General features: G+C 62.9%; 24 protein-coding genes and 1 pseudogene. 8 read left to right on the plus strand and 17 right to left on the minus strand.

Features of this window, described 5'->3' with window-relative positions:
- Positions 1 to 495 precede the first annotated feature (495 nt).
- Positions 496 to 987, minus strand: coding sequence for a GlcG/HbpS family heme-binding protein (locus FXV83_RS02040; RefSeq protein WP_148737268.1), 492 nt, complete (start codon positions 985 to 987; stop codon positions 496 to 498).
- Between the two features lie 11 nt (positions 988 to 998).
- Entirely contained in the window at positions 999 to 2,207 is a 1,209-nt protein-coding gene (gene fdhA / locus FXV83_RS02045; RefSeq protein ID WP_148737270.1) for a formaldehyde dehydrogenase, glutathione-independent, read from the minus strand.
- A gap of 440 nt (positions 2,208 to 2,647) precedes the next feature.
- Between fdhA and FXV83_RS02050 the strand changes: the two genes are divergently transcribed.
- On the plus strand, positions 2,648 to 3,610 hold the full coding sequence (locus FXV83_RS02050) for a helix-turn-helix domain-containing protein (RefSeq protein WP_148737272.1): 963 nt from the start codon (positions 2,648 to 2,650) through the stop codon (positions 3,608 to 3,610).
- Positions 3,611 to 3,781: 171 nt separating this feature from the next.
- Here the strand turns inward: FXV83_RS02050 and FXV83_RS02055 are convergent, their stop codons facing one another.
- Together FXV83_RS02055 and FXV83_RS02060 are read right to left on the minus strand one after the other, a co-directional pair.
- Positions 3,782 to 4,519: an MIP/aquaporin family protein gene (locus FXV83_RS02055; protein WP_148737274.1), complete on the minus strand. Its 738-nt coding sequence runs from the start codon at positions 4,517 to 4,519 to the stop codon at positions 3,782 to 3,784.
- 122 nt (positions 4,520 to 4,641) lie between these two features.
- Positions 4,642 to 6,106: pseudogene (locus FXV83_RS02060) on the minus strand (catalase).
- Between the two features lie 453 nt (positions 6,107 to 6,559).
- Here FXV83_RS02060 and FXV83_RS42375 point away from each other — a divergent pair.
- The 6 genes from FXV83_RS42375 (at position 6,560) to FXV83_RS02095 (ending at position 13,084) form a co-directional block, all read left to right on the plus strand.
- Complete coding sequence (locus FXV83_RS42375; RefSeq protein ID WP_187435598.1) at positions 6,560 to 6,880, plus strand: hypothetical protein; 321 nt, start codon at positions 6,560 to 6,562, stop codon at positions 6,878 to 6,880.
- A 1,445-nt stretch (positions 6,881 to 8,325) separates the two neighbouring features.
- The gene (locus FXV83_RS02075) at positions 8,326 to 8,535 is read left to right on the plus strand and encodes a ferredoxin (protein ID WP_148737276.1); all 210 of its coding nucleotides are present in this window, start codon (positions 8,326 to 8,328) and stop codon (positions 8,533 to 8,535) included.
- 58 nt (positions 8,536 to 8,593) lie between these two features.
- Positions 8,594 to 9,814: a cytochrome P450 gene (locus FXV83_RS02080; protein ID WP_148737278.1), complete on the plus strand. Its 1,221-nt coding sequence runs from the start codon at positions 8,594 to 8,596 to the stop codon at positions 9,812 to 9,814.
- 33 nt (positions 9,815 to 9,847) lie between these two features.
- Positions 9,848 to 11,170: an MFS transporter gene (locus FXV83_RS02085; RefSeq protein WP_148737280.1), complete on the plus strand. Its 1,323-nt coding sequence runs from the start codon at positions 9,848 to 9,850 to the stop codon at positions 11,168 to 11,170.
- A 3-nt stretch (positions 11,171 to 11,173) separates the two neighbouring features.
- Positions 11,174 to 11,839, plus strand: a complete 666-nt coding sequence (locus tag FXV83_RS02090) for a sulfite oxidase-like oxidoreductase (protein ID WP_148737282.1) — start codon at positions 11,174 to 11,176, stop codon at positions 11,837 to 11,839.
- Positions 11,840 to 11,860: 21 nt separating this feature from the next.
- A complete protein-coding gene (locus FXV83_RS02095) occupies positions 11,861 to 13,084 on the plus strand; it encodes a bifunctional alpha/beta hydrolase/OsmC family protein (RefSeq protein WP_148737284.1) in 1,224 nt (407 codons plus the stop codon).
- 10 nt (positions 13,085 to 13,094) lie between these two features.
- On the opposite strand, the gene pdxR is transcribed toward FXV83_RS02095, so the two are convergent.
- Positions 13,095 to 14,525, minus strand: a complete 1,431-nt coding sequence (gene pdxR, locus FXV83_RS02100; RefSeq protein WP_187435610.1) for a MocR-like pyridoxine biosynthesis transcription factor PdxR — start codon at positions 14,523 to 14,525, stop codon at positions 13,095 to 13,097.
- A 100-nt stretch (positions 14,526 to 14,625) separates the two neighbouring features.
- Between pdxR and FXV83_RS02105 the strand changes: the two genes are divergently transcribed.
- A complete protein-coding gene (locus FXV83_RS02105; RefSeq protein WP_148737288.1) occupies positions 14,626 to 15,543 on the plus strand; it encodes a DMT family transporter in 918 nt (305 codons plus the stop codon).
- On the opposite strand, the gene FXV83_RS02110 is transcribed toward FXV83_RS02105, so the two are convergent.
- From FXV83_RS02110 to FXV83_RS02165, 12 genes are all read right to left on the minus strand, one after another.
- Positions 15,522 to 16,577 carry a YeeE/YedE family protein gene (locus FXV83_RS02110; RefSeq protein ID WP_148737290.1) on the minus strand — a complete coding sequence of 352 codons (1,056 nt, stop codon included), beginning with the start codon at positions 16,575 to 16,577 and terminating at the stop codon, positions 15,522 to 15,524. The two genes, FXV83_RS02105 and FXV83_RS02110, sit on opposite strands and share 22 nt — an antisense overlap.
- Before the next feature lie 113 nt (positions 16,578 to 16,690).
- Positions 16,691 to 17,695, minus strand: coding sequence for a quinone oxidoreductase family protein (locus FXV83_RS02115; protein ID WP_148737292.1), 1,005 nt, complete (start codon positions 17,693 to 17,695; stop codon positions 16,691 to 16,693).
- A gap of 51 nt (positions 17,696 to 17,746) precedes the next feature.
- Positions 17,747 to 19,078, minus strand: a complete 1,332-nt coding sequence (paaK, locus tag FXV83_RS02120) for a phenylacetate--CoA ligase PaaK (protein WP_148737294.1) — start codon at positions 19,076 to 19,078, stop codon at positions 17,747 to 17,749.
- Positions 19,079 to 19,125: 47 nt separating this feature from the next.
- Positions 19,126 to 19,572: a hydroxyphenylacetyl-CoA thioesterase PaaI gene (gene paaI, locus FXV83_RS02125; protein ID WP_148737296.1), complete on the minus strand. Its 447-nt coding sequence runs from the start codon at positions 19,570 to 19,572 to the stop codon at positions 19,126 to 19,128.
- Positions 19,573 to 19,627: 55 nt separating this feature from the next.
- Positions 19,628 to 20,710 (minus strand): 1,2-phenylacetyl-CoA epoxidase subunit PaaE, encoded by a 1,083-nt coding sequence (gene paaE, locus FXV83_RS02130; RefSeq protein ID WP_148737298.1) that lies wholly within the window; start codon positions 20,708 to 20,710, stop codon positions 19,628 to 19,630.
- Positions 20,711 to 20,879: 169 nt separating this feature from the next.
- A complete protein-coding gene (gene paaD / locus FXV83_RS02135; protein WP_148737300.1) occupies positions 20,880 to 21,383 on the minus strand; it encodes a 1,2-phenylacetyl-CoA epoxidase subunit PaaD in 504 nt (167 codons plus the stop codon).
- Positions 21,377 to 22,153 carry a 1,2-phenylacetyl-CoA epoxidase subunit PaaC gene (gene paaC / locus FXV83_RS02140; protein ID WP_187435599.1) on the minus strand — a complete coding sequence of 259 codons (777 nt, stop codon included), beginning with the start codon at positions 22,151 to 22,153 and terminating at the stop codon, positions 21,377 to 21,379. Before paaC ends, paaD begins: the two co-directional genes overlap by 7 nt.
- Entirely contained in the window at positions 22,153 to 22,440 is a 288-nt protein-coding gene (gene paaB / locus FXV83_RS02145) for a 1,2-phenylacetyl-CoA epoxidase subunit PaaB (protein WP_148737304.1), read from the minus strand. The genes paaC and paaB overlap by 1 nt, the downstream gene beginning before the upstream one ends.
- A 10-nt stretch (positions 22,441 to 22,450) precedes the next feature.
- Positions 22,451 to 23,443: a 1,2-phenylacetyl-CoA epoxidase subunit PaaA gene (gene paaA / locus FXV83_RS02150; RefSeq protein ID WP_187435600.1), complete on the minus strand. Its 993-nt coding sequence runs from the start codon at positions 23,441 to 23,443 to the stop codon at positions 22,451 to 22,453.
- Between the two features lie 77 nt (positions 23,444 to 23,520).
- Complete coding sequence (gene paaX / locus FXV83_RS02155) at positions 23,521 to 24,387, minus strand: phenylacetic acid degradation operon negative regulatory protein PaaX (protein WP_148737308.1); 867 nt, start codon at positions 24,385 to 24,387, stop codon at positions 23,521 to 23,523.
- 102 nt (positions 24,388 to 24,489) lie between these two features.
- Positions 24,490 to 25,260: an esterase/lipase family protein gene (locus FXV83_RS02160; protein WP_148737310.1), complete on the minus strand. Its 771-nt coding sequence runs from the start codon at positions 25,258 to 25,260 to the stop codon at positions 24,490 to 24,492.
- 187 nt (positions 25,261 to 25,447) lie between these two features.
- Positions 25,448 to 26,734: a DUF445 domain-containing protein gene (locus FXV83_RS02165; RefSeq protein ID WP_148737312.1), complete on the minus strand. Its 1,287-nt coding sequence runs from the start codon at positions 26,732 to 26,734 to the stop codon at positions 25,448 to 25,450.
- Positions 26,735 to 26,855: the final 121 nt, after the last annotated feature.

The raw sequence follows: 26,855 nt of genomic DNA on the forward strand, positions 1-26,855 counted from the left end.
CGACGATTTCAGCTCCAGGTTGATACGCTCCTCGGGAGTCCGTTTTGCTCGCCCGGATATCCTATCTTACGACGCGCGTCGGATCGACCTGCAACAATCGATCCGCGCGCTGCATCTCATAGCGTGAAGATAAAGAAACATAGCAAATAGCGCATCTTTCGGGGCCGATCCGGGGGCAAAAACAGTTCAAGAATATCATTAGAATCAACTGGCACTGGCGGAGGAGAGAATCTAGAAAAAACTTGCTCTACCGCTGCATCTCAGGTGCTCTCGGCAGGCGAGAGGGATAGGAATTCCCGGCTTCTCCGCGTGTCTTGGACGGCTCGGCCGATCGGCGTCAGCCGTATCTGTCGATCGCAGTCGACGACGATTTCGATCGGCTCATCCCGAGCGCTGAACGGGGGGCCGTCATTCCATCTCAGACTCTCGAAGCTCTGAAGAAGCCTTTCGTTCGCGGATCATCGACGCCTCGGCGAGACCTGGGTTCTTGCGCCGTTAATGATCCCCGGCTGTCTCCGGCAAGGAACCCAGCGCTGCCGCCGCGGTGTTGGCGATGTCCCTGTCGGTCTCCTTGCTCAAGCCAGCTATGCCTACCGCGCCCACGACTTTGCCCGCTACGCGTATCGGCGCGCCGCCGCGCAGCGCCGTGATGTTGGCGGTGACGAACGCCGTTCGACCCTTGTTGATATTGTCCTCGATCTCCGCCGTCGGTCGTTGCAGCCGCGCGGCCGCTCGTGCCTTCCCGATCGCGAGGTCCGCGCTTGCCGGCCGAACACTGTCCATCCGCTCAAAAGCAAGCAGATCCCCAGCCGGATCAACCACCGCGATTGCAGAGGACGCATGGCGGTGCTGTGCGCTCGCCTTCGCTGCTTGCAGAACCATCTGGGCCCCGGCTTGATCGAGGGTCGTTACATTGATGGTCTGTGCCCCGGCAGAAAGGCAGGAGACTGTTGCCAACACCGCAACGCCAATTCCAAGTTTGGTCATGGCGAGCTGACTCAAGCCGCCCTGGGCAGTTGCCGGTGCGGATCGATGACGAACTTGTTCGCGACGCCGGCGTCGAAGTTTTTGTAACCTTCCGGCGCCTGCTCAAGATCGATCACCTTGACATTTACGATCTTGGCGATGGGCAGTCTATCCCAGAGTATCGCCTGCATGAGCTGCCGATTGTATTTGAGCACCGGCGTCTGGCCGGTGTGGAGCGCGTGAGATTTTGCCCAGCCGAGACCGAGGCGAAGACTGAGGTTGCCATGTTTGGCGGCCTGCTCCTTCGCGCCGGGATCGTCGGTCACATAAAGGCCGGGAATGCCGATCGCGCCGGCTGCCCGGGTGATTTCCATCAGACTGTTGAGCACGACGGCAGGCGCTTCGATGACTTTGCCGTCTGTTCCTTGCGCCTTCGCTTCAAAGCCGACGCAGTCGATCGCGGAATCGACTTCTGGAACGCCGAGGACGTCAGCAACGAGTTCGCCGAGACGATCGTGCTTGGTAAGGTCGATCGGCTCGAAGCCGACTTTCTTGGCATGAGCGAGCCGCTCCTTGTTCATATCGCCGATCAGCACGGCCGCCGCGCCAAGGATACGCGCGGACGCGGCCGCCGCAAGCCCAACCGGCCCTGCCCCGGCGACGTAGACCGTCGATCCGACGCCGACCTTGGCGGTAACGGCGCCGTGGAATCCAGTGGGCAGAATATCGGAGAGGCAGGTCAGATCGCGGATCTTGTCCATCGCCTGGGCTTTGTCCAGAAATTTCAGCAGATTGAAGTCGGCATAGGGCACCATGACGTAGTCGGCCTGCCCGCCGATCCATCCGCCCATATCAACATATCCGTAGGCGCCCCCGGCACGGTCGGAGTTGACGTGAAGGCAGACTCCGGTGTCGCCCTCTCGACAGGTCCGGCACCGTCCGCATGCGACGTTGAAAGGAACCGACACCAGGTCGCCAATCTCGAGATATTCGACGTCACGGCCCTTCTCGATCACTTCGCCTGTGATCTCGTGTCCGAGCACCATGCCCGCCGGCGCTGTCGTGCGACCGCGCACCATGTGCTGATCGGAGCCGCAGATATTCGTCGTTACGACCTTGAGAATGACGCCGTGATCAATCGTCTTTCCTCTCGGATCGCGGAAGGTCGGAAAGTCGATATTCTGGACTTCGACGCGGCCGGGCTTGAGATAAACCACGCCGCGATTGGAGTTGGAAGGCATCCGCAGTCTCCTTAAGGTCTCACGCTGTGCGTAATGTCGACGCAATCGGTCTCTTTGCTGGGAACAGGCGCTATCGGTGCGCAGATAGTCCCAGTCGCTTTGGGAAGTATGGATGATTTTGAAGACGACTTTGGCCGTCTTGCTGCGATTGCCCTAATCTTGCGCAATTCTGTGCGGCATCGCGCCCTTGTCCTGCGTCAATTCTCCATCGCATCAAGCCAAGGTCTTGACGCCGTGGTCTTTTGGTAGTTCGCGCGCGGCGACGTTTCCGCGGCTTCGTCCGAAAATTGCGCGCGAAACACGCGAAAACTCAATCGATCGTGACGGTCGAGTCTCAACTCGGCGTGAGCTGGGGCGACTCGACATCTTGTTCATCGTCGCGACCGCCCTACAAATAACGTTTGGGATTGGACGGGCATCAAAGCGAGTGAGATCGAATAATGGTCAGTTCCGCCGAATCGCCCGCTGCCCTTCCACCGCGCCGACGTCCGACCGCCGAGCACCCGCCGGCATGGCCGCAACCGCATTTTGAATCTCGTCCACTCGTCAATATTTCCCCGCCTGAGATCGCCAAGCGCCGTTCCACGACTTGGTCGGGCTTTCGCGGGGAGACGGTCCAGATCATGCGGCACACGCCGTTTGAATATGGATTCCGGGCGCCTTGGCACCTGCTCATTGCAGCAGAAGTCGCCGAGCGCTACGATGGGGAGTCCTTTGTTGAAGGCCTGCCGCGGTCGACCTTGCGCGATTTCACGCACAAACTGACTTTCGTTCCCGCCGGGCACGACTTCCACGGATGGCAGAGACCGCGCGCATTGACGCACACAACCTACTTCTACATCGATCCGCGCGGGCCTCTCGCCGATCCCGCGCTGCGATTTGAGGATATCGAATTCAAGCCGCGCCTGTTCTTCTACGATCGCGATCTCTGGCAAACCGCTCTCAAGCTCAAGTCGGTGATCGAGAACGCGGATACGGTGCATCGGCAATACGCCGAAGCGCTCGGCATCGTGCTGACGCATGAACTCCTTCGCATCAGCGGTGACACGGAATTCCACGAGCCGGTCAGTCGTGGCGGCCTTGCGTCGTGGCAACAGAAGCGGGTGGCTGCTTATGTCGAGGAGCATGTCGCCGACGATATTCCGCTCGCGACGCTGGCCGAACTGGCGGGGCTCAGCCCATATCATTTCTCCCGCTCGTTCAAACGTTCTTTCGGCCTGCCGCCACACCGATATCACGCGACCCGGCGAATCGAACGGGCCAAGCAGCTATTGGCGAATCGCGAACGTTCGGTCACGGCGATTGCACTTGAGGTCGGCTTCAGTGATGCTAGCACATTTACCAGCGCGTTTCACAGGCTGACCGGCGAAACTCCGAGCTATTACCGTCGCTGTCTCGATTAACGGGTCGGGATTGCGGACGCCGCGCGGTAGGGCACATCGACTGGGCCGCCCTTTGTGGCGCAACGCAGTTCGCGAACAACATCGTCGAAGGACGTAGCGATCCTCCTGCTGCCGATCGGCAGCAGGAGCGATTTTCCACTGATCTTCGAAACACGCGTTTCGAAACGAGACTCATTCGGCGGGTGTTCGGGCGGCGCGGGCTGACGGCATCCGATCCTGGACGAGCCGGGCGAGGCCCGTGTGCAGAATGGCAGCGACAATGGCGCCGACGATCGGGGCTGTCAGATATAGCCAGGCATCGTTGAAATTGCCGGTCGCGACCATAGGTCCAAGCGCTCGCGCTGGATTGAAGGCGGCGCCCGTAAGCGCGCCACCCATGATGATGTTGAGGGTCAGGGTCATACCGATTGCCAACGGCGCGAGGATGCCGGCGCGGCCCGCCACCGCGGTGCTGAGCACGACAGTGACCAGGAAAAAGGCGAGGACGGCCTCGATCACGAAGCCGGCCCAAGCGGTGACCGTGATGGTGGTGGCACCCAAAGCGACGTTGTGCGCGAGCGCCGGCGTACCGAGGCCGGTCTCCGCACCGCCCAACACCGCCCGCAACAACAGCGCGCCGATGATACCGCCAATGAGCTGACTGACAATATAACCAGCCGCCTCGCCGCCACGCATGGCACCGGCGGCGAGCACGCCCACAGTAACGGAGGGGTTGAAATGGCCGCCCGACACGGAGCCGTAGGCGAAGGCGAAGACCATGACGGTCAAACCGTGAGCGAAGGCAATCGCGGCGAGACCGGGCAGGCCGACACCATCGCCGATCACGGCTCCGGCGCCGGCGCCGATGAATATCAAAGCGAAGGTGCCGATGAACTCCGCTAGGAGTTTTGGTGCAATACGGTTGGACATCGTTGACTCCAGAGTGAGGTTGACCGCCCGGCGTGATCAGGTTTGCGCCTGGACCGATCCATTGGTTTTGGGGATGGCCGACGGTGCGCGGGCGCCGCCGCCGGCAGGCAAAGCGAGCGACCCTACTCCGTTGCGAGGGTCTGCGGTTTGAACTCGGTGCCCATCGCCCTCGCGACGCCGGCGCCGTATTCGCGATCGGCCTTGTAGCAGTGGGCGATCTGCCGCTTGACGATCTCGACCGGAACGCCTTGCATGGCCGCCTTGTAATTTTGGAAGAGTTGCTCCTTCTGGGAGGCCGTCATGAGCCGGAACAGGTTGCCTGGGCTGACGATAGTCGTCGTTGTCGTCGCGGTGATTGTAGCGGTCGGCATCGCCGGAAATTTTCAGCGGCGGCTCGCTGAAACGCTCGTCCTCTACCGGGCCGTTGAAAGAATTTGGCTCGTAATAGGCTTCAGGATTCGGATTGCCCGCGAGCCGCATGGTGCCATCGACGTTATAGGTGTGGACGGGGCAACGCGGCCTGTTGACGGGAAGCTGATCCGCATTGACACCGACCCGATAGCGATGCGCGTCGGCATAGGAGAAAATGCGCGCCTGCAGCATCTTGTCTGGCGAGTGGCCGATGCCGGGCACGATATTGGCGGGTGAAAGCGCGGCCTGCTCGACTTCGGCGAAATAGTTCTGCGGATTGCGGTTCAGCTCGAGGATGCCGACTTCGATCAGCGGGTAATCCTTGTGCGGCCAGATTTTCGTAAGGTCAAACGGGTTGTACCAGTGCTTGTCGGCATCGCTCTCCGGCATGATCTGGATGAGGAATCTCCACTTCGGGAAATTGCCCTTTTCGATCGATTCGAACAGGTCGCGCTGATGGGTCTCGCGATCGTAGGCGACCTTCTCGGCGGCTTCGGCGTTCGTCCAGTTCTTGATGCCCTGCATGGTCTTGAAGTGGAATTTGACCCAGTGACGTTCGTTCTTGGCATTGATGAACGAGTAGGTATGCGAGCCGAAGCCGTCGATATGGCGATAACTCTGCGGCAGGCCGCGATCCGACATGAGGATGGTCACTTGGTGCAGGCTCTCCGGGGACAGGGACCAGAAATCCCACATCGCGGTCGGCGAGCGCATATTGGTCCTCGGGTGCCGCTTCTGCGTGTGGATCAAGTCCGGGAACTTCAGCGCGTCGCGCACGAAGAATATCGGCGTGTTGTTGCCGACCATGTCCCAATTGCCTTCCTCGGTATAGAAGCGCAGCGCGAAGCCGCGCACGTCACGTTCTGCGTCCGCGGCACCGCGCTCGCCCGCCACCGTCGAGAAGCGCAGGAAAGCTTCAGTTTTTGCGCCCTTCTGCAACACCTTGGCCTTGGTGTATTTCGAGATATCGTGAGTGATGGTCAGCGTGCCATAGGCACCCGAGCCCTTGGCGTGCTGACCGCGTTCGGGAATGCGCTCACGATTCTGGTGCGCAAGCTTCTCGAATAGAACGAAGTCTTGCATCAGCACCGGGCCGCGAGGCCCCGCCGTGACGCTATTCTGGTTGTCGGAAACTGGCATGCCGCTGTCGGTGGTGAGTGTAGGGCGTTTGGCCACGGATTGCTCCTGTATCGCGAGACATGGATATCCCCAGCAGCGCCGCCGCTCTTTGCGGCAAGAACTCTTGCGTTCGCGACGTCGATTGTTGACGGAATTGCGTTTGCGAGAAGCCGGGTGCGACGGAAATGTATGGGTCCGCTTGGCACCGACTTAGGGCCTATTGCTGCAATTGTAGCGGTCTTGCGCCAATCTTCGGAAGCCGGAGGCGGCGTCAAAACAGATTGCCGATAAACTTCGCCGCCGGGCGGACGTGTTCACGGATGTGACGGATTTGCAGCGCAGAGTCGGCCGCGATCCGATCGAGGGACGAACCACTCGCTTGCAACATTTCAATCTAATCTTTCGCGCAGAGTTGAGTAACGGTGACGTCGAAGCCAGCAGCGCTCCGGAGCGATCGCCTCGTGCAATGCTCGTCGAGGTTGAGAGCGGTATTTCTGATGGAGAATGGTCATGTTGCGTAAGACGGTAATCGCGTTGACAGTTGCGTCGGTCGGTCTGGCGGCGCCAACAATGGCGTTGGCCCGCGGTGGCGGTGGCGGCGACGGCGGTGACGGCGGTGACCGCGGTGACCGCGGTGACCGCGGCTTTGGTGGTGGCGGAGGCGGTTTCCACGGCGGTGGCATGGCGAGGGTGGTGGCGGCTTCCATGGTGGCAACGGTGGTGGCGCATTCCGCGGCGGCATGGCGTTTCATGATGGTGGTTTCCGTGGCGGCGAATGTATCCGGCGGTGAAACTGTTCCGCGACGCCATGTATGCAACGCTCAAGGATAAGCTGCCGCCTGATGTTTGGGACTACGCAGCCGTCGTGTGAACACCAACGATGCATATCCGCCCGGGGAAGAGCCACTGAAGGCAGTCAAACTCCCGACACCACCTTTTGCCTTCACTCTCTTTCTCGAGTCTCTTGGCTATCGGCCCAACGCCTAGCTCTGCCGAGTCGACCGCAGGATTTAGATGATGATCCCTGCCCTTGCTCCGCTGCGTCACTCGCAGGGCCGTTCACACTTCTCCGGACATCAATCCACTTCAAGGACGACCGCCGACACTAGCCTTCATTAGATTTTTCTTGATCTCCCGGTGCACACGTCGTGCACACGCGGCCATCTAACCAATTGATAAACTTGAACTCTCGCTCCAATCCATCATGGGACTGACTTACACACCCGACATGCAGTCCTCCGAACGGTCGGAACTAGTCGCGTGAAACGGCTCCGCCCCAAGGTTCGCTAACTGCAACAGTTTCGCACCAGAAACAACCTCGACAAAGCAGAACGAACGCAATCGACGGTATCAATAGATGATCGCCTTCACGGTGGTGAGGACCTTCGCTCCAGGCTCTAGAAATTCGTCGCAGCTGTTGCTGAGTTCGACATGTTGGTGTCAAGGAGCGCCAGAAGCGAGCGCACCACTACTAGTCGTCGACGTCCGATCGTTGTCGTGACGATATGCCCAGCTCCCATCAATTCATAAAGCTTCGTGCGTCCCAAGCCGGTCACTTCGCATGCGTCGTCAATCGTGCAGGTGAGCCGCTGGGCGAATGGCATCGTGCTTGGTTCTACGGCACTCGGAGCGGATAGACTGACTTGTGACTGTTGTCCGCCAGCTTTCTCTCGTCGAGAGTATCTCACTGGCCCTCCTATTTGCACAAAGCTCGAGAGGACAAGAGTTGATTGTGCGACGAGCAACGTCAATGCGAACGTCCGAGGGCGCTCGCGTACAACAGCGCACGTCAGCGGCGGTTTGAATATTTCCGGACACCAAGGGCGACGAGGAAATCTTCTCGCGCATGCGCCAGTCACAGTGAGACTTCGCGCCGAGGCTAGTCTGCTAATGTCGGCAGCAGATTCCGCAAGCGTTCGCCGCTGTTCGCCAGCGTCTTATTCAGCGAACGCGGCTGAATGGCTACCTAAGTGCTTGAGTTTGCTGGCGCTCCCTAGGGGAATCGAACCCTGTTTCAGCCTTGAGAGGGCTGTGTCCGAACCGATACTTCCGCGTTTTTACGAGGCCCGCCAAGGCTGGAAACTTTCGCAGTATTTGATGACGTTTTCGCAGCTATTGCTGGACTGTCCACTATAAGTTTGCGCTTGACAGGGGAAGCCCATCGCCAATGTAATATACTATAACTTAAGAAGCTGCGGCGAAGGCCGTGGATAAAAACTGACATGAGGAACGCGCGCGCCTTCGGGCGCGGCGCACACACGACCAAGGAAGGCGCGATGACAGAGCGACTGAGGGTTCAAGTCGATCCCGACAAATGCCAGGGCCACGCGCGCTGCAAGGCGCTCGCGCCGGAGCTGTTCGAGCTCGACGAATACGGCAATGCCCACGAGGCCGGCGACGGCATGGTTCCGCCGGGCCTCGAAGACAAGGCTTGGCTTGCCAGGTCCAATTGCCCGGAAATCGCAATCGATGTGATCGAGGAGTAGCGCGGCTTTCGCCCGCTTGCGTACCTGCAGAGATCACGAGCCCCAAGGGATTTTCGAGATGTCCGACGTCAGCCAGCCCGCCGCCCATCCGCCCGTGACCGACTGGGTCAACGATTTCGACCACACCGATCCGCGGTGGACAGAAGATCCGTTTCCGATCTGGGACGCACTGCGGGCTGCAAGCCCGATCGTGCACACCGAGCGCTTCCTCGGCTGCTATATGCCGACCACCTACGAAGCCGTGCGCGAAATTGCCAACGACACCGAACATTTCTCCTCGCGCCGCATCATCGTGCGTGACGCGCGGCCTGAGCCTGCCAGGAACGCCGCTCCGCCGATCACCTCCGATCCTCCCGCGCACAAGCCAGCCAAGCAATTGCTGCTGCCGCCCTTCACGCCGGACGCAATGAAGAAGCTCGAGCCGCGCGTCCGCGCCATCTGCAACGAGCTGATCGACGGCTTCATCGCCGACGGCCGGGTTGATGCCGCGGCGCGCTACAGCAAGTACATCCCGGTTCAGGCGATCGCCCACATGCTCGGCATTCCCGAGAGCGACAGCGATCTCTTCATCAACTGGATCCACATGATTCTGGAGCTCGGCATCAAGGACGAGAACATGCTGCTCCAGGCCGTGCACGAGATGAGCGCCTACTTCAGCGCCCAAATCGAGGCGCGCAAGGAAAAGCCGACCGACGACCTCATCTCCTATCTGATGAACGCCCGCGACAAAGAGGGCCAGCCGCTTGAGGACTCCCACGTGCTGGGCTCGCTACGGCTGCTCCTGATCGCCGGCATCGACACCACCTGGAGCGCGATCGGCTCCTCGCTGTGGCACCTCGCCCGGACACCCGCCGACCGCGAGCGCCTGATCGCCGAGCCCGGCCTGATCCCGACCGCGGTGGAGGAGCTGCTGCGTGCCTACTCACCGGTGACGATGGCCCGCGAGGTGGTCGGCGAGACCACGATCTCGGGCTGTCCGGTGAAGCCGGGCAATATGGTGCTGCTGTCCTTCCCGGCCGCCAACCGTGACCCCAAGATGTTTCCCGACGCTGACAAGGTCGTGATCGACCGCCGGGAAAACCGCCACGCCGCGTTCGGTCTCGGCATCCACCGCTGCGTCGGCTCCAATCTGGCGCGGATGGAGATGCAGGTTGCGCTGGAGGAATGGCTGAAGCGGATTCCGGATTTCCGCCTCGATCCGGCCGGCACTGTGACCTGGTCCCAGGGAACCGTCAGGGGCCCGCGCCAGTTGCCATTTCTGTTTGGAAAGGCGATGTAGGCCTCCCACAATCAGCGGAGTGAGAGGCCGGACGTGACTGAGCAAGCAACCCAACCGGCCTCCGAGCATTTTGACGTCGCCGACGCCGAGCGGCGGATCAAGGCGATCTTCATCGGCTCGATCGGAAATCTCGTCGAATGGTACGATTTCTACGCTTATACGGCGTTCGCGCTCTATTTCGCTCCGGCCTTCTTTCCCGGCAACGATCCCGTCGTGCAGCAACTGAACGTCGCCGTCGTGTTCGCGGCGACGTTCCTGATGCGCCCCTTGGGCGGCTGGTTGTTCGGCTATATCGCCGATCATTTCGGGCGGCGCATTTCCCTGACGTTATCGGTCGTCTTCATGTGCTTCGGCTCGCTGATCATCGCGCTGACGCCGACCTATGCCACGATCGGCTTAGCCGCGCCGGTGATCCTGGCGCTGGCACGCGTCATCGAGGGCTTGAGCCTCGGCGGTGAATATGGCGCCAGCGCGACCTACCTCAGCGAGGTCGCCGATCCCAAGCACCGCGGCTTCTATTCGAGCTTCCAATACGTCACGCTGATCGGCGGCCAGCTCACCGCGATCCTCGTGCTGCTGCTCCTGCAAAAAGTCTTCCTTACGCCCGAAGAATTGAGAGCCTGGGGCTGGCGCATCCCATTCGCGATCGGCGCCATGCTCGCGATTTTTGCCGCGGTGATGCGGCGCGGACTGCACGAGACCGAGGCGTTCGAGGAAGCCAGGAAGGTGGTGAAGCCGACCGGCTCGATCACGAATCTGCTGAAGCATCCGCGGGAGCTATTGCTGGTTGCCGGCCTGACCGCCGGCGGCACCGCGGCGTTCTACACCTTCACCACCTACATGCAGACCTTCGTAAAGCTCTCGGTCGGGCTGACCGAGGACCAGACCACCTTCGTGATCTTCGGCACGCTGATCTTCGCCACCATCCTGCAACCGATCTACGGCGCGATCTCCGACAAGATCGGGCGCAAGCCGCTGCTGATCTTCTTCGGCGTCGCCGGAACACTGGCGACCGTGCCGCTGCTGATGACGCTGAAGGAGACCAAGTCGCCGTTCATGGCGTTCATCTTGATCTGTTGCGCCTGGCTGTTCGTGGCCGGCTACACCTCGATCAACGCGGTAGTGAAGGCCGAGCTGTTCCCGACCAATGTCCGCGCGCTCGGCGTCGGCCTGCCTTATGCGATCACGGTCTCGATCTTCGGCGGCACCGCACCGGCGATCGCTCTCTACTTCAAGAGCATCGGGCGCGAGGAATGGTTCTATTTCTATCTCGCCGGCGTGATCTGCCTATCGCTGATCATCTATGCTACGATGCGCGACACCAAGCATGCCTCCGCGATGCACCGCCACGAGTAGGCCATGGCCGACGACAACGAGCTGCCACCCGACAGCAAACTGACGCGCACCAAGCAAATATGGGCGCGCGACGGCCAGTTCCTCACGGGACGGATCGCGCGGCCGGAAGACCAGCGGTTGCCGCCCGGCCAGCACCTCACCAAGGACTGGCCGGTGCTCGATCTCGGCGTCGTGCCACCGATCGCGCGTGAGCGCTGGCGGCTCGACGTCTATGGCGCGATCGAGAACCCCGTGTTCTGGACCTTTGCCGAATTCACCGCGCAAAAGCTGGTGCAACTCACTTCCGACATACACTGCGTCACCACCTGGTCGCGCTACGACAACCAATGGGAGGGGCTTGCGACGCGCGAGCTGCTCGCGGCCTGCCAGCCGCGCGACGACGCCCGCTTCGTGGTGCTGCATTCCCATGACGGCTACACCACCAACCTTGCCCTGGAAGACTTTGCCGCCGAAGACGCGCTGCTTGCCCATAGCTGGTCGGGTCAGCCGCTGTCGGACGAGCACGGCGGCCCGGTGCGGCTCGTCGTGCCGCATCTGTATTTCTGGAAGAGCGCCAAATGGCTCCAGGCCATCGAATTCCTCACCGAGGACGCGCCGGGCTTCTGGGAGGTCCGCGGCTACCATAATCGCGGCGATCCCTGGACCGAACAGCGCTACTCCGACGATTAGAACTTTGAAACGGGGGAGCCCATGCCGACGGAACGCTTTCAATTTACGGGCGAAGGCGGCCACCAACTCGCGGCCGCGCTGGAACTGCCGGATGGCGAGCCTGTGGCTTACGCGCTGTTCGCGCACTGCTTCACCTGCGGCAAGGACACATTGGCGGCCAAGCGCATCTCGGTCGCGCTTGCCGCCAAGAGCATCGCCGTGCTGCGCTTCGACTTCACTGGGCTCGGCTCCAGTGAAGGCGACTTTGCCAATTCGACCTTCTCCTCCAACGTCGCCGATCTCGTTCACGCCGCCGATCATCTGCGAGCGGCGCGCAAGGCGCCGTCGATCCTGATCGGCCACAGCCTCGGCGGCGCCGCGATTCTCGCCGCGGCCGGAGAAATTCCCGAGGCCAAGGCGGTTGTGACCATCGCGGCGCCGTCCGATCCCGTCCATGTCACCGGCCTGTTCAGCGAGCACATCGACAACATCCGCACGCAGGGCGAAGTCGAGGTCTCGCTGGCGGGGCGCCCGTTCAGGATCAAGCGCGAATTCCTCGACGACATTGTCGAGCATGAGTTGATGAAGGACGTGGCCGTGCTGCACAGGGCGCTGCTGGTGATGCATTCACCGATCGACGACACAGTCGGGATCGACAACGCGACCAAGATCTTCGTCTCGGCCAAGCACCCCAAGAGCTTTGTCTCGCTCGACCACGCCGATCATCTCCTGACCAGGCCGGCCGATGCGCTCTATGCGGCGGACGTGATCGCTGCCTGGGCCAGCCGATACGTCGACGCCGCAAAACCTGCGAAAGCGATGGATCTTCCCGAGGCGCCGCGTCAGGTCGTGGTCCGGGAAACGCGCAAGAGCAAGTTCAACCAGACCGTTAGCGTTGGCCCGCATCGCTTGGTGGCGGACGAGCCGGTTGCCGCCGGTGGCGAGGATGCCGGCCCCGGCCCTTACGATTTCCTGCTCGCCGGTCTCGGCGCCTGCACATCCATGACCATGCGCCTTTATGCCGACCGCAAGGCGCTGCCGCTCGACCGCGTCACCGTCACCCTGAAGCATTCCAAGATCTACGCCAAGGACTGCGAGGAGTGCGAGACGCGCGAGGGCATGCTCGACCAGATCGAGCGCGATATCGCGATCGAGGGTACGCTCGATGCCGAGCAGCGCAAGAAGCTAATGGAGATCGCCGACAAATGTCCGGTGCACCGGACGCTGACTTCTGAGATCCGCATCGTCACAAAAGCCGTGGAATAGCGCGACTGCTCTAGAAGCACGACTCCATCGTTCGCACGGCTGCGCTGATCTCGCTCTCACGCCAGGCGGCAAAGCCGAGCAACAAGCCTTGATCGCGCGGCCGGCCAAGCGACAGGCTGGACAAGGCGCGAGTCTCGACACCTGCCTCGACCAGCCGCTTGACCGCCGCCCGATCGGCCCTGCTGCGCTTGAAACGTGCAACAAGCTGGATGCCGCCCGCGGGCACCTCGACCGAGAGCAACTCGCCCAGATGGCGCTGCAGACCATCGACGAGGTGGTCGCGGCGGGCATGATAGATCCGCCGCATCCGCCGGACATGCGCGAGAAAGTGTCCGTCGGCGATGAACTCAGCCAGCGCTTCCTGGATATGGCTGGCGGCCATCAGCCCGATGTGCCGTTGTGCAACTTCCAGCGTGGCGACCATGGCCGGCGGCACGACGAGATAGCCGAGCCGGATATCCGACATCATCGCCTTGGAGAAGGTGCCGACATAGAACACCCGGCCATGGGCATCGAGCCCCTGCAACGCCGGCACCGGCCGGCTGTCATAGTGGAATTCACCGTCGTAATCGTCCTCCACGATCCAGGTCTTGCCGGGCCGGCTCGCGTTGAGAAACTCGGTGCGGCGGGCCAGCGACATCAGCCGCCCGGTCGGGTGCTGGTGCGATGGCGTCATGAAGATAAGCGTTGGAGCCGCCGTTCCAGACATACGCTGCATGCCCTGCTGGTCAAGCCCGACGCCGATCACACGTGCACCAGAAGCGCGGAACGCGGCCGCAGCCCCGGGATAGCCGGGATCCTCGACCCACACGTCATCGCCGGGCGTGATGAGCGTGGCTGCGATCAGGGTCAGCGCGGCCTGGGCGCTCGGCAGGATCATGATCTGGTCTGCCGTGGCGCGCACGCCCCTGCTAGTCGCAAGATAATGCGCCAGCGCCTCGCGCAGGCGCGGCCGGTTGATCGGGCCGAGCTCGCGCCTTCCCGCACGCACGGCGCTGCGGCGCAGGCAGCGCGCCCAGACCTCATTGGGAAACTCCCTGAAATCGCCGTGTCCCGGACGCAAGGGACGCAGCGGCGCCAGATAGGACATCGGCCAGTCCATCTGGCTGAGCTTCGAGGCCCAGGGAGAGAGCCGAGGCTTCGCCGAGCGCACGCGCGACGCGGCACCGCCTGCACTTTCGATGTGCTCGCCACCGTCGACTGTTACCGCCGGGCGCCGGCCGTGCGATGTCTCCAGATATCCTTCGGCGGCAAGTTGCTCGAACGCATACGTTACGGTGTTACGCGAGACGCCGAGATCGCTCGCAAGCCGGCGGCTCGACGGGAGCGCCTGCCCCTTGCCGATGCGGCCGCTCGCGATCAGGCCCCTGAGCTGGCTCGTCAACTGAGCCGCGAGCCCTTCCTCGCCGGCGCGGTTCAGATCGAACATTCCAGAAATCATCGCTTCTGAAACTGGCACCTTATTCCTTCTCTATCTGGCACTTTTTAAGGTGCCAACCGTGATGCTATCTGCGGGATCAGACTACATCAAGGATCTCGCAATGAACTCCCCTCTATCCTCGCGCGCGGCCGTCGGCCTGTTCCTGATCGTCGTGCTGGCCTGGGGCGTGAACCGGTCGGTGACCAAACAGCTGGTGCAGTTCGTTCCGCCGCTGTGGACCGCGGCAATCCGGAGCTGGATCGCGCTGATCGGCCTCGCTGCGATCCTCGGACTGAGCAACAATCTGGTGATCCCGGAGCGGCGCGACATCCCAGTGGTCCTCAGCGTCGCGCTGCTGCACATGACGCTGTTCTCGACCTTGGTCGCGGCGGGCCTGCGCTTCCTGCCCGCGAGCAAGGGCATCGTGCTGGGCTACACGACGCCGCTCTGGGTCGCGCTTGCTGCGCCGCTGCTCGGGAAGGACACGCTGACCGCGCCTAAGCTTGCCGGCGCACTTCTCGGGCTGATCGGCCTTGCTGTGATCCTGAACCCGTTCTCGATCGACTGGACCAACCTCAACGTCGTGCTCGGCGCAGGCATGGTCATTCTGGCCGCGATCTGCTGGGCCGCAAACATCATTTATATCCGCGAACATCGCTGGATCGCGTCCCCGCTTCAGCTCCTGATCTGGCAGGTGCTGGTGGCGACGGTGGTGCTGTCGATCACCGCGACAATCAGCGACGGCGTGCCGCATGCAGAATGGTCGTGGAGGCTCGTCCTGCTATTCCTGTATTCGGGCCTGATCGGAACGGTGCTCGCCTATTGGGCCATGTCGATGGTCAACAGGAGCATCTCGGCCCTGACGACGTCGCTCGGCACCACCGGGACGCCGATCGTGGGCATCGCCAGCGCCGCGATCCTGCTCGGTGAACCCATCGATCTGAGCTTGGCCGTCGCCGCTGCACTCATCGTCGCCGGCATCGGCCTTGCGACGCTGGGCAACCGACCGCTGCGCAGTCAGGCTGCCGCGAGCGGCTGAACGCGCAGCGCTCCGCGCAGGCCTGCCGTCGTGCCGAGCAGGATGCCGGCGACCGCGACGAACGACGCGACTGCAAGCGTCGACAGGCCGGTCAGCCCCTGCCCGATCGAGCAGCCGAACGCCATCACGCCGCCGATGCCCATCAGCGCGGCGCCGCTGCCTGAGCGCATCATGTGGCGCGGCGAAGAGTAACCTTCGAGATGAAAGTTGCCGGTGACGAGCGCCGTGACCAGGCTGCCGGCGAAGACGCCCGCAACCGTCGCGATGCCGAAGTTCAGCGTCAGGCCGGTCGAGAGCATGGCGTATTGCAGCGCATCCGCGATCGGCGCGATGAAGGTGAGCGAGGTCACCGGGACTGGGTTGAAATCATCGGCACCGAGGTAGCCGGTGACGAACCAGCCGCTCGCGACGAGCAGGCCGACTGTGATGCCGGCCGCGATCTGCCCCGGCGAGCGTCGGTATGCCGGATGGGCGAACGCAAACAGGACCAAGGCGACGACGATTGCGGCAGAAGCCAGCGCGCGCGAGGCGGCTTCGCCAAAGCCAAGCATCGCCAGCAGGGAGGGCAGCGAATTCGCATTGATCGTGGTTTGCGACGCCTGAACCAGCGCGATGCGAGCTGGCGCAATCAGACCCTTGAGCGTCATCTGTGCGGCGATGGCGAGCACGATCACCACCACGAACGAGCGGAGATTGCCGCGGCCGAGCAGAACCAGCGCGCGCGAGCCGCAGCCGTTCGATAGCACCATGCCGTAGCCGAACAGCAGGCCGCCAAGGAACAGCACCGGCGCCGAAAACGTCTGTTGCAGGTAGATCGACTTACCGAGGTCGACCGTGCCGCTGCCGGCGAGGAGCTGACTCACCGTGATCGCGACCGCCATCGCCAGCGCATAAGTCCGCACCAGCCGGGCGTCACCCTTGGCGAGAAAGCCGCGCATGCTACTCATCAAGCAGAAGCCGCTGAGCAGGCCGACGACACCGTAGACGAGACCGATGGCGAGGCCAGCAAGGATGACGAGTTGTGTCGATTCCATCGATTGTCCTCAGACGCCTCGCCATTCTCCGTCATTGCGAGCACAGCGAAGCAATCCAGTCCGTCTCCACGGATACATTTCTGGATTGCTTCGCTGCGCTCGCAATGACGAGTTCACGGCTTTAGGATCACCCGATCGCGCGACGAGCCGGCGACCGCAACATAGGCCTCCCTGGCGCGCTCGAGCGGATAGACAGCATTCGCCTTGATCGAGAACGGTTTCAGGTGACCACTTGCAAAGCCGGGGCTGAGTTCGCGCAGCACCGCGCCCGTCGCCGTCGAGGACAGGCCGAGCGTGTCGATGCCGACATAGGTGTGCTGTCCGCGATAGAATTCGAGGATGTTGAACTGCACGATGCGGTCGATCGCGGCGATCAGGATCTGGCGGCCGCGAAGTGCGAGGGATTTGTGCGCGGCCTGGAAATAGGGATCGCCCACCGTGTTGAAAACGATATCTGCGCCCTTGCCGCCGGTCGCTTCGCGCACGCGCGTTGCGACGTCCGTGGCGGACGCATCGATCACCTCGATCGGCGCGTTGGCGTGGCCCTCATAAGCTTCCGCCTTGCGCACCACCCCGATGACCCGCGCGCCCTGCCAGGTCGCAATCTGCACCGCGGCCTGGCCGACCTTGCCGTTGACGCCCATCACCAGCACGGTCTCGCTTTGCTTGGGCAAGCCGGCGCGGCGAAAGCCTTCCATGGCGGTGACAAAGGGAACGCCGATGCCGGCAGCCTCTTCCCAGGACACGTTCTTCGGCTTCTCCACCACTGCATCGGCTTCGACGACGAGATGCGTGGCATGAGTGCCGTCGCGGCGGATGCCGAGATCGCCGGAGGAGCCGAACACTTCGCGGCCGACCGTGCCAGGGGGTCCGTCGATCACCACACCGGCGTAATCGCGCCCGGGCGTGCGCGGGAATACAGCGTAGGACATCAGCCCAGTTGCAGCCTTGACGTCGGACGGATTGACCGCCGCTGCCTTGAGCTCAATCAGGAGGTCGTTGGCACCGCGGGCGAGCGTGCGATGCTCGACGCGAGGCGCGAGCGCCGCCGCGTTCTCGGCCTTGGCAAGAAGGCGCACGCAACGTGCTTCAACGGCTTTGGTATCGGTTCCTGACATTGAAAGACCCGCGACTTGTCGCGGGCCTTGTCGCCTTTGCGGGTGGTCAAGTCAATCCTTCGGCCGCTTGTCAAGGAGCCGCTTCGCCTTTCCGAGCGAACGCTCCAGCGTTGCGGGTGCGACCACCCGCACTTTCGCCGTGATCCCGATCGTGTTCTTGATATGGGTCGAGATCCGGTCGGCATGGTCGGGCAGGCCCCGGCCGTCCCAACTCTCCGGTCGCGCTTCCGCAATGATGGTCAGCTCGTCCATGCGGCCCTCGCGGGTCAACTCGAGGATGAAGTGGCCGCCGCACCAATCGGTCGCGAGCAGGACTTCCTCGATCTGGGTCGGGAACAGATTGACGCCGCGTAGGATGATCATGTCATCCGAGCGGCCCGTCACCTTCTCCATCCGCCGCATGCCCGGCCGCGCCGTGCCCGGCAGCAGCCGCGTGAGGTCCCGGGTTCGATAGCGGATCACCGGGAAGGCTTCCTTGGTCAGCGAGGTAAAGACCAGTTCGCCCTTCTCGCCATCCGGCAGTACCGCGCCGGTCTCGGGATCAATCACCTCGGGATAGAAATGATCCTCCCAGATGTGCAGGCCGTCCTTGCTCTCAATGCACTCCTGCGCCACGCCGGGGCCGATCACTTCGGAGAGGCCATAGATGTCGGTCGCATCCATGTCGAAGGCTTCCTCGATCTCGCCGCGCATGGCATTGGTCCAGGGCTCGGCGCCGAAGATGCCGACGTTGAGCGAGCATTGGCGCGGATCGAGCTTCTGGCGCTTGAACTCGTCCAGGATCGCCAGCATGTAACTCGGCGTCACCGTGATGATGTCGGGGCGGAAATCATTGATGAGCTGCACCTGGCGCTCGGTCATGCCACCGGAGATCGGCACCACCGTGCAGCCGAGCTTCTCGGCACCGTAGTGCACGCCGAGCCCACCGGTGAACAGGCCATAGCCGTAGGCATTGTGGATTATCATGCCGGTGCGGCCACCGGCGGCGCGAATCGAACGCGCCATCACCTCCGACCAGGTGTCGATGTCGGCTTGCGTGTAGCCGACCACGATCGGCTTGCCCGTCGTGCCGGAGGAGGCATGCACGCGCACCAGCTTTTCGCGGGGGACGGCGAACATATTGAAAGGATAGTTGTCGCGCAGATCACTCTTTACCGTGAACGGGAATTTTGCGAGATCGGACAGCTCGCGAAAGTCGGACGGATGCAGGCCCGCCTTGTCGAAGGCTTTGCGATAATGCGCGACGTTGTCGTATGCGTGCTTCAGCGACCAGGCGAGGCGCTGCTTTTGTAACGCCATGATCTCGTCGCGTGACGCGCGCTCATGCGCGTCCATCTCGGCACGATAGGTATTGCCACCTTCCTTGAGCCTGATCAGAGCCATCCTCGTTTCCCCGCAACATTGGTTTGATCTTTTTGTTGATCTTTGTCTCAGTCTTGCGCCGGCAGCCACGTGCCGGGAATGACACGCGAGTGCCCGCGGAATTCGGCGATGACGGTGTCGCTGGCGGTGACCCGCACGTCATAGATCCCGGAGCGGCCACCGCGGGTAACCTCGCGCGCTCTCGCAATGAGGCGATCGCCGAGCTTGCCCGGCTTGATGAAGGTGATCTGCCCTTGCGCCGCGACCACGCGCTCATTGTGCGAGTTGCAGGCGAACGCAAAGGCGGAATCGGCGAGCGTAAAGATGAAGCCGCCATGCGCGATACGCTGGCCGTTGACCATGTCCGGCCGCACATTCATTGCCAGCGTCGCAATGCCAGGACCGATCTCGACGATCTCCATGCCGAGGCCCTTTGAGGCGTCGTCCTCCGTCCACATCACCTCAGCGCAGGCGCGAGCAATATCTTCAGGCGACAGACCGGCTTTGACGTTCACGCGCTCCTCCAGGCTGGATGTTTTCCCATGATGTTCTGCCGGTTGCCGAGGGCTGTCAAACGTGGTCGTAATCCACCACCACCCGCGCCGACGAAGGCTTGGCCTGACAGGTGAGCACAAATCCGGCCTTCAGCTCCCAGGGCTCCAGGGAATAGTTGATATCCATCGGCGCCTCGCCCTCGACCAGCTTTGCGCGGCAGGTCGAGCACATGCCGCCCTTGCAGGCGAACGGCAGATCGATGCCGGCGCGCAACGCAGCATCGAGGATCGCCTCGTCGTCGGCGACCGGAACCTCGCGGCGCTTGCCGTCGATGATGAGGGAGGCGATCGCCTTCGGAGGCGCATCGGGAGCAACGGCCTTCTTCGGCCGCGGCTTGCCGCCGAATTCGGAGACGAACCGCTCGACATGGATGCGGTCACCGGCAATACCGAGCTCGCGGCAGGTTGCCTCGATCTCCTCGCTCATCCCTGGCGGACCGCAGACGAAGACATGATCGACGCTTTTCGCCGGCACCAGCGAGCGCAGCAGCACCCTCACCTTTTCTCCGTCGAGCCGGCCATGCAGGATCGGGATATCCTGTTCCTCGCCCGAGATGACGTGGAAGATCGAGAGGCGGTCGATGAAACGATCCTTCAATTCCTCGAGCGCTTCGAGGAACATGATGTTGTCGGTCGCGCGATTGCCATAGAATAGAAAGAAGCGGCTGTCCGGCTCGCGCGCCAGCACACCCTTGACGATCGACAGGATCGGCGTGATGCCTGAGCCTGCGGCAAAGCCGACATGGACGCGCGCGCTGTCGGCCGGCGGGATTGCACCGAAACGACCGGTCGGCGTCATCACGTCGAGTTCGTCGCCGCATTTCAACTCGTCGGCCGCCCAGCTCGAAAACGCACCGCCGTCGACCTTCTTCACGGCGATGCGGATTTCGCCGTCGTCAGGACCGGAGCAGATGGAATACGAGCGTCGCACCTCCTCGCCGTCGAAGGTGGTGCGGAGCGTGAGGTATTGGCCGGGAGCGAAGGCGTAGTCGCTCTTCAGCTCCGATGGAATGGCGAAGGTCATCGACACGGCGTCCGCCGCCTCGCGGCGGAGATCGTTGACGGCCAGACGATGGAAGCGCGGTGCGGTTGCTGACATCACGGGCATTCTAAATTTAAGCCACAACCGTCATTGCGAGGAGCTCGCGACAAAATTGCGAAGCAATTTTGCGCTGATGCGACGAAGCAATCCAGACTGTCGCCGCGGAGGCAGTCTGGATTGCTTCGCTTCGCTCGCAATGACGATTGGGGTTGGCATCGTGCGTCTCTCAATGACACTTGAAATAGTCGAACGGTTCGCGGCAGGCCTTGCAGCGCCAGAGCGCCTTGCAGGAGGTCGAGCCGAACTCGGACAGAAGCTCGGTGTTGCCCGACCCGCATTGCGGGCATTCGACTGCCTGCTCGCCGAACAGCGCGCGGCGTGAGTTCGAGGCTTGGGGCGGCGCAATGCCGTAGGCGCGCAGCTTCCGGCGTCCCTCTTCGCTCATCCAGTCCGTGGTCCAGGCCGGCGACAGCACGGTGCGCACGCTTGGACGGCCGAAGCCGGCGCGCTCCAGCGCCAGCTCGATTTCGAGCGCGATCATGTTCATGGCCGGGCAACCCGAGTAGGTTGGGGTGATCGCGACCTCGACATGATCTCCATCGAGAACAACATCGCGCAGCACTCCGAGATCGGCAATGGTCAGCACTGGAATTTCGGGATCAACCACGCTCGCCGCGGCGTCCCAGGCGCGCTGGCGCAGCTCGGCATTCCTGTTCAGCACGGTCACCATGTCAGCCCCGGGAATGTGCGCTGCATCGATTGCAGCTCGCTGAGGAGATGGCCGAGATGCTCGCTGTGCCGGCCGACACGGCCGCCCTGCTGCATCCAGTCGTTTTGCGGCAACGTGAGCGTGGCTTCACCGATCACGCCCGTGACGGTGTTCAGCCAGCGATCGCGCAGGCCCTCGGGGTCGATCGCGATACCGGCATGGATCAGGCTGCGCTCGCCGGCATCGACCGCAAACATCTCGCCGGAGAAGGCCCAGAGATAATCGATCGCGGCCTGCGCGCGGGCGTGGCTTTCTTCCGTACCGTCGCCGAGCCGGATGATCCATTCCGAGGCATGGCGAAGATGATAGGCGCTCTCCTTCTCGGATTTCGCAGCAATGGCGGCCAGCGTCGCATCGCGCGAGTTCATCATCGCGCGCCAGTAGAGGTCGGCGAAGGCGGAATAGAAGAACTGCCGCACCAGCGTCTGCGCACAATCGCCGTTCGGCTGCTCGACCAGCAGCAGGTTGCGATACTGGCGCACGTCGCGCAAGTAAGCGAGCTTGTCCTCGTCGTTGTCCTTGCCTTCGATCTTGGCCGCGTAAGTATAGAGCTCGCGCGCCTGCCCGATGAGATCGAGCGCGATGTTGGAGAGCGCCATGTCCTCTTCCAGCATCGGCGCATGCCCGCACCATTCCGACAGCCGGTGGCCGAGGATCAGCGCGTCGTCGGCGCGGCGCAGCGCGTACAGCACCTGCGGCGTTTCAGAGACCTGGATGTTGGCGACGGACATCACATGTGGCCCACTTCGTCCGGCACCTCATAGAACGTCGGGTGCCGATAAATCTTCGTCTCCGCCGGTTCGAACATCATCCCCTTTTCGGCAGGATCGCTCGCGGTGATCGCAGTCGACGGCACCACCCAGATCGAGAGGCCCTCGCCGCGGCGGGTGTAGATATCACGAGCGGCCTGGAGCGCCATCGTGGCGTCGCTCGCGTGCAGGGAGCCCACATGCTTGTGCGCAAGCCCGTTGCGGCTGCGAATGAAGACTTCCCACAGCGGCGTGTTCGGCGTGGCCATCGCGATCTCCCTACTCGGCCGCTTGCGCGGTCTGACGATGCGCACGCTTCGCGGCATACGCAGCAGCAGCCTCGCGCACCCAGGCGCCGTCCTCATGGGCCTTGCGGCGTGCGGCCATGCGGTCACGGTTGCAGGGGCCATTGCCGGCAAGCACCTGCTTGAACTCGGTCCAGTCGATCTCGCTGTAGCGCCAATGCCCGTCGGCATCCTGCGTCATATCGGGATCGGGAATGGCGAGGCCGAGATATTGCGCCTGCGGCACGGTGGCATCGACGAATTTCTGGCGCAGCTCGTCGTTGGAGAAGCGCTTGATCTTCCACTTCGTCGAGGTGTCGCTGTGCTGGCTGGTGGCATCGGGCGGACCGAACATCATCAGCACCGGCCACCACCACCTATTCAGTGCGTCCTGCGCCATCGCCTTCTGTTCGGCCGAGCCGCGGCAGAGCGTCAGCATGATCTCGTAACCCTGGCGCTGATGAAAGGACTCCTCCTTGCAGACGCGGATCATCGCGCGGGCATAGGGGCCATAGGAGCAGCGGCACAGCGGGATCTGGTTCATGATCGCGGCGCCGTCGACCAGCCAGCCGATGGTGCCGATGTCGGCCCAGGTCAGCGTCGGATAGTTGAAGATCGAAGAATACTTGGCCTTGCCGGCGAGCATCGCGTCGACCAGCTCCTCGCGCGAGGTGCCGAGCGTCTCGGCAGCGGCATAGAGATAGAGCCCGTGGCCGCACTCGTCCTGCACTTTGGCCAGCAGCGCGGCCTTGCGGCGCAAGCTCGGCGCGCGCGTGATCCAGTTGCCCTCGGGCAGCATGCCGACGATTTCGGAATGGGCGTGCTGGGAGATCTGGCGCGTTAGCGTCTTGCGATAGGCCGCCGGCATCCAGTCATTCGGCTCGATGCGTTCCTCGGCATCGATGCGGGCCTGGAACTGTGCAGCACGCGCCACATCCTCGATATGGCGGTCGTCGGCCTCAGCCATATTCAGCGCTTGGGTATACACGCGCATCCTCCCGAATTATTGGGAGATAATATATAACAAGAATTAGTTCATGCAAGATATTTCTGTAATATAAAAAGTCAGGCACCAAACCTCCGTTCCAGGAGCTTTCGTGCCGGCGGCAATGGCCCTTTCTCGTTGGTTCCATGGCCGTCAAGCCATTGCTCCGATGGGGCAAGCAGTGCGCGATAGATCTCGCCGCAGAGCTCGCGCGCCGCCCTGCCCGGCCAGTCCGCCGGCAGCAGACTGTCCGGCAGCAGCGGATCGCGCAGCACGACGCGGCGGTAGTAGTGGATCAGGAGGATACGCGCGGTGAACGCGTCGACATCGGACAGCTCCGTGCCGCGCCCGATCGCGGCGCGCAGCGGCTCGAACATTGTCACGAACTTCAGGTACGCGTCCGCAGTGCGGTCCAGCGGCCAGCTCGCCCTGAGCAGCCGGCGCCCGCTGTCGTCTTCGGCCGAGACTTCAAGACGAATGGCGCCAGCAGCTTCTTCCGGCACAGGGACGCCTGACGGGGCGACCCACACGCCCGGCAACGGGCTGCCGAAGCCGGCATTGCGCAGCGCTTCGCGCGAGGCATCACGGTCTTCGCCGTCGCCGATCAGCAAGAGCTCGAATCGGCCGGTCCAGTCCGACGGCGGCGGGTCGTAGATGTGACGCGTGGCAGCTTCAAACGTCTGGCGGCCCTTTTCAGCGAGACGATAAAAACTGTTGCGGCCGACCTTTTCGCGCGTCAGCCAGCCGTCGGCCGCAAGGCGCGACATCGCGGTGCGCACCACGCCGCCGTCGATCGCGAGGCCGTCGAAGAACTCAAGCAGCGTGCCGAGCCATACCGAGCCGCCACGCGGCACGATGGCATCGCCGAACATGGTGATGACGATGGAGCCGGTGCGAGACGGCTCGCGCTTGAGCTGATCGACGATGCGGGAGAGCGGATGCGCCATACGCGAGCCATAGCGCGTTTGGTGCAGGCGCGACAATGGATGGGTGCGACGCTGTTACGTCTCCCTCTCCCCGTTCTTACGGGGAGCGGCGAAGAAAGTGCATCACCTGTTCGGATCGGGATAAACCAGGCTGCGCCAGCCGGTACGGTCAAACGGCCGCCACGCGCCTTCCCGCTGCGCGAGGCGGTCGGCGACCGCATAAACCGCAGCCGGATGGTGGCCCATGCCACAATGGCTGCTCTCGACCTCGATGCTCTCGGTCTCGGCGCCCGTCTTCTCCATGCAGCCCTGCCAGGCGCAGACGCCGTCGGTGCGGCTGAAGATCGCGGTGGTCGGTACCGGCGGCGGAACGGCAAGTTCGCCGCCAAAGCGCGGATCGACCTGATCGGCGCGTTGTCCGCTGGCCCATTCGTAGACGCGCCAGGCATTGGTCGATTTGGGATCGCCCGCAAAGGGGCTGCCGAGCGTGATCACCTGGCGCACGCGCTCCGGCATCATCTTGGCAAGCTGGCGCGCATAGAGTCCGCCGAGGCTCCAGCCGACCAGGCTGATCTTGCGGCCATGGGTGTGGTTGAGCTCATGGAGCAGATCGACCATCGCATTTTGCACGCCAGGGCGCAGGCCATAGTTGCGGCCCTGACGCCAGCCGGTCACCGCATAGCCCTTGTTCGTCAGGAACGATCGCAGCGGGCGCGTAGACATGTCGGAGGCCACGAGACCGGGCAGCACCAGAACCGGGTGCCCGTCGCCACGTGGGGCGAGGCTGAGCAGCGGCAACGCGCCGAGGAATGCGCCGAGTTCGTGGATCGCGCGCCCCTCCAGAAACATCAGGGTGCGGGACGGCGGATGCAGCGTCTGGGCAGCAGCGGTCATCAATTTTCCTCTGAAAAGGCTCCGGCCGCGATGCCGGAAAATGGACATGAATTCCAATACGCCGGCGTCTCGAACGTTCCGCAACGCAACATGAATCAGCTAGGCGGCCGGTTCCACACATTCAAGCCGGTGGCGCGTGGGGCGACAATAGGCCTGCACGTTAATGCGAGCCGCCGTGATGCAAAAGTCACAGCAATCGAAGCAGGAATTCTACGGAGTAAAGGGCAAGGCCGGCGAGTCCACCGATCAGCGAGCCGTTGAATCGGATGTATTGCAGGTCGCGCCCTATGTTGATTTCGATCAGCGAAATCAGCTGCGTCATATTCCACGACTTGACCTGGTCGGAGATGAAGGTCGAGACGCCGCTTTTCTGGTCGGCGACGACGCTGCGCAGCACCGTCACCAGCCCCTTGTTGATCTCGCCGCGCAGCTCGGCATCGCCAGCCAGGGCTTCACCGGCGGAGACGAACACGCCGGCGAGATGATGCTGCAACACCTGCGTCTCGCCCGATGCGCTGCGCTCGATGAAGGAGCGCGTGTTGGCCCAGACGGTGCGGGCGAGGTCGGCAAGCTCGGGGCGCGCCAGCAGATCGCGCTTCAGGCCGTCGATGCGATCGACATAGGCCCGATCGGTGCCGAGCCGGTCGACGAAGGTCAGCACCATGCGGTCGAACTCGCCGCGGAACGGGTGCTTCGGATCGGCCCGCACTTCGTCGAAGAAGGCCGTCGCCGACGCCACGATCTTGTTCACCAGAAACTTGTCGGCGCGGTAGAGCCTGAGCAGGGTCGGCAATTCCGCGCGGACCTTGTCGCGGATCATCGCCATCGTCTCCTTCTGATGCAGCGTGTCGTGCATCACGCGCAGGAGATCGTCGAACAGGATCTGGTGCCGTCCTTCCGCGACGAAGCCGCGCAGCGTGCCGGCGGCGAGCGGCGCAAGATCGATCGCCTGGAGCTGCGAGGACATGCGGCGGACGATGAAGGTCATCAGGCCGGAGCTTTCGGTCGCCGAGAACGCCTCCGGCAGCAGGCGGAGCGCGAAGCGCGCGAGATCGTCGCTGCGCTTGCGGTCGCGGAGCCAATCGGCAACGAAGGAGCCGAAGTCGATCTCCTTCAGCTTGGCCTCGACCGGACCGGCCTCGAGAAAATGCACCTGGATGAATTCGCCCAGCTTGTCGGCGATGCGGGACTGGTTGCTCTGGATGATCGCGGTGTGCGGGATCGGCAGGCCGAGCGGCCGCTTGAACAGCGCGACCACCGCATACCAGTCCGCAATACCTCCGATGGTCGCCGCTTCCGCGAAGGCGGCGATGAAGCCGAATACGGGATGCACGGGCAACAACCATTTCGCGACAACGAACAGCCCGAGCGTCGAGGCCAGCACCAACGTGGCCAACGCCTTGACGCGCCGCAGCTCGGCCGCGCGCTCGGTGTCGCCGGGGGTATCGAAAGAGAAGGTGGCGGGTGGAGTCATCACTGCATCACACTACGCCGTCATTGCGAGCGAAGCGAAGCAATCCAGACCGTCTCCGTGGAAAGACTCTGGATTGCTTCGCTTCGCTCGCAATGACGGCGGCGCAAAAACAAGGCCCGCC

Source organism: Bradyrhizobium hipponense (assembly GCF_008123965.1).
GTDB classification, from domain to species: domain Bacteria; phylum Pseudomonadota; class Alphaproteobacteria; order Rhizobiales; family Xanthobacteraceae; genus Bradyrhizobium; species Bradyrhizobium hipponense.

Excerpts from the sequence above, each read along its gene's own strand:
- paaX (WP_148737308.1), bottom strand. The coding sequence starts at position 24,387 with ATGGCGCATCCGCTCTCCCGCATCGTCGATCAGCTCAAGCGCGAGCCG.
- FXV83_RS02080 (WP_148737278.1), top strand. The coding sequence starts at position 8,594 with ATGTCCGACGTCAGCCAGCCCGCCGCCCATCCGCCCGTGACCGACTGG.
- paaC (WP_187435599.1), bottom strand. The coding sequence starts at position 22,153 with ATGTCCGTCGCCAACATCCAGGTCTCTGAAACGCCGCAGGTGCTGTAC.
- pdxR (WP_187435610.1), bottom strand. The coding sequence starts at position 14,525 with ATGATTTCTGGAATGTTCGATCTGAACCGCGCCGGCGAGGAAGGGCTC.
- FXV83_RS42375 (WP_187435598.1), top strand. The coding sequence starts at position 6,560 with ATGTTGCGTAAGACGGTAATCGCGTTGACAGTTGCGTCGGTCGGTCTG.
- FXV83_RS02165 (WP_148737312.1), bottom strand. The coding sequence starts at position 26,734 with ATGACTCCACCCGCCACCTTCTCTTTCGATACCCCCGGCGACACCGAG.
- FXV83_RS02160 (WP_148737310.1), bottom strand. The coding sequence starts at position 25,260 with ATGACCGCTGCTGCCCAGACGCTGCATCCGCCGTCCCGCACCCTGATG.
- paaE (WP_148737298.1), bottom strand. The coding sequence starts at position 20,710 with ATGTCAGCAACCGCACCGCGCTTCCATCGTCTGGCCGTCAACGATCTC.
- FXV83_RS02040 (WP_148737268.1), bottom strand. The coding sequence starts at position 987 with ATGACCAAACTTGGAATTGGCGTTGCGGTGTTGGCAACAGTCTCCTGC.
- FXV83_RS02105 (WP_148737288.1), top strand. The coding sequence starts at position 14,626 with ATGAACTCCCCTCTATCCTCGCGCGCGGCCGTCGGCCTGTTCCTGATC.
- fdhA (WP_148737270.1), bottom strand. The coding sequence starts at position 2,207 with ATGCCTTCCAACTCCAATCGCGGCGTGGTTTATCTCAAGCCCGGCCGC.
- FXV83_RS02090 (WP_148737282.1), top strand. The coding sequence starts at position 11,174 with ATGGCCGACGACAACGAGCTGCCACCCGACAGCAAACTGACGCGCACC.
- FXV83_RS02115 (WP_148737292.1), bottom strand. The coding sequence starts at position 17,695 with ATGTCAGGAACCGATACCAAAGCCGTTGAAGCACGTTGCGTGCGCCTT.
- FXV83_RS02075 (WP_148737276.1), top strand. The coding sequence starts at position 8,326 with ATGACAGAGCGACTGAGGGTTCAAGTCGATCCCGACAAATGCCAGGGC.
- FXV83_RS02055 (WP_148737274.1), bottom strand. The coding sequence starts at position 4,519 with ATGTCCAACCGTATTGCACCAAAACTCCTAGCGGAGTTCATCGGCACC.
- FXV83_RS02095 (WP_148737284.1), top strand. The coding sequence starts at position 11,861 with ATGCCGACGGAACGCTTTCAATTTACGGGCGAAGGCGGCCACCAACTC.
- FXV83_RS02050 (WP_148737272.1), top strand. The coding sequence starts at position 2,648 with ATGGTCAGTTCCGCCGAATCGCCCGCTGCCCTTCCACCGCGCCGACGT.
- paaK (WP_148737294.1), bottom strand. The coding sequence starts at position 19,078 with ATGGCTCTGATCAGGCTCAAGGAAGGTGGCAATACCTATCGTGCCGAG.
- FXV83_RS02110 (WP_148737290.1), bottom strand. The coding sequence starts at position 16,577 with ATGGAATCGACACAACTCGTCATCCTTGCTGGCCTCGCCATCGGTCTC.
- paaD (WP_148737300.1), bottom strand. The coding sequence starts at position 21,383 with ATGGTGACCGTGCTGAACAGGAATGCCGAGCTGCGCCAGCGCGCCTGG.
- paaB (WP_148737304.1), bottom strand. The coding sequence starts at position 22,440 with ATGGCCACGCCGAACACGCCGCTGTGGGAAGTCTTCATTCGCAGCCGC.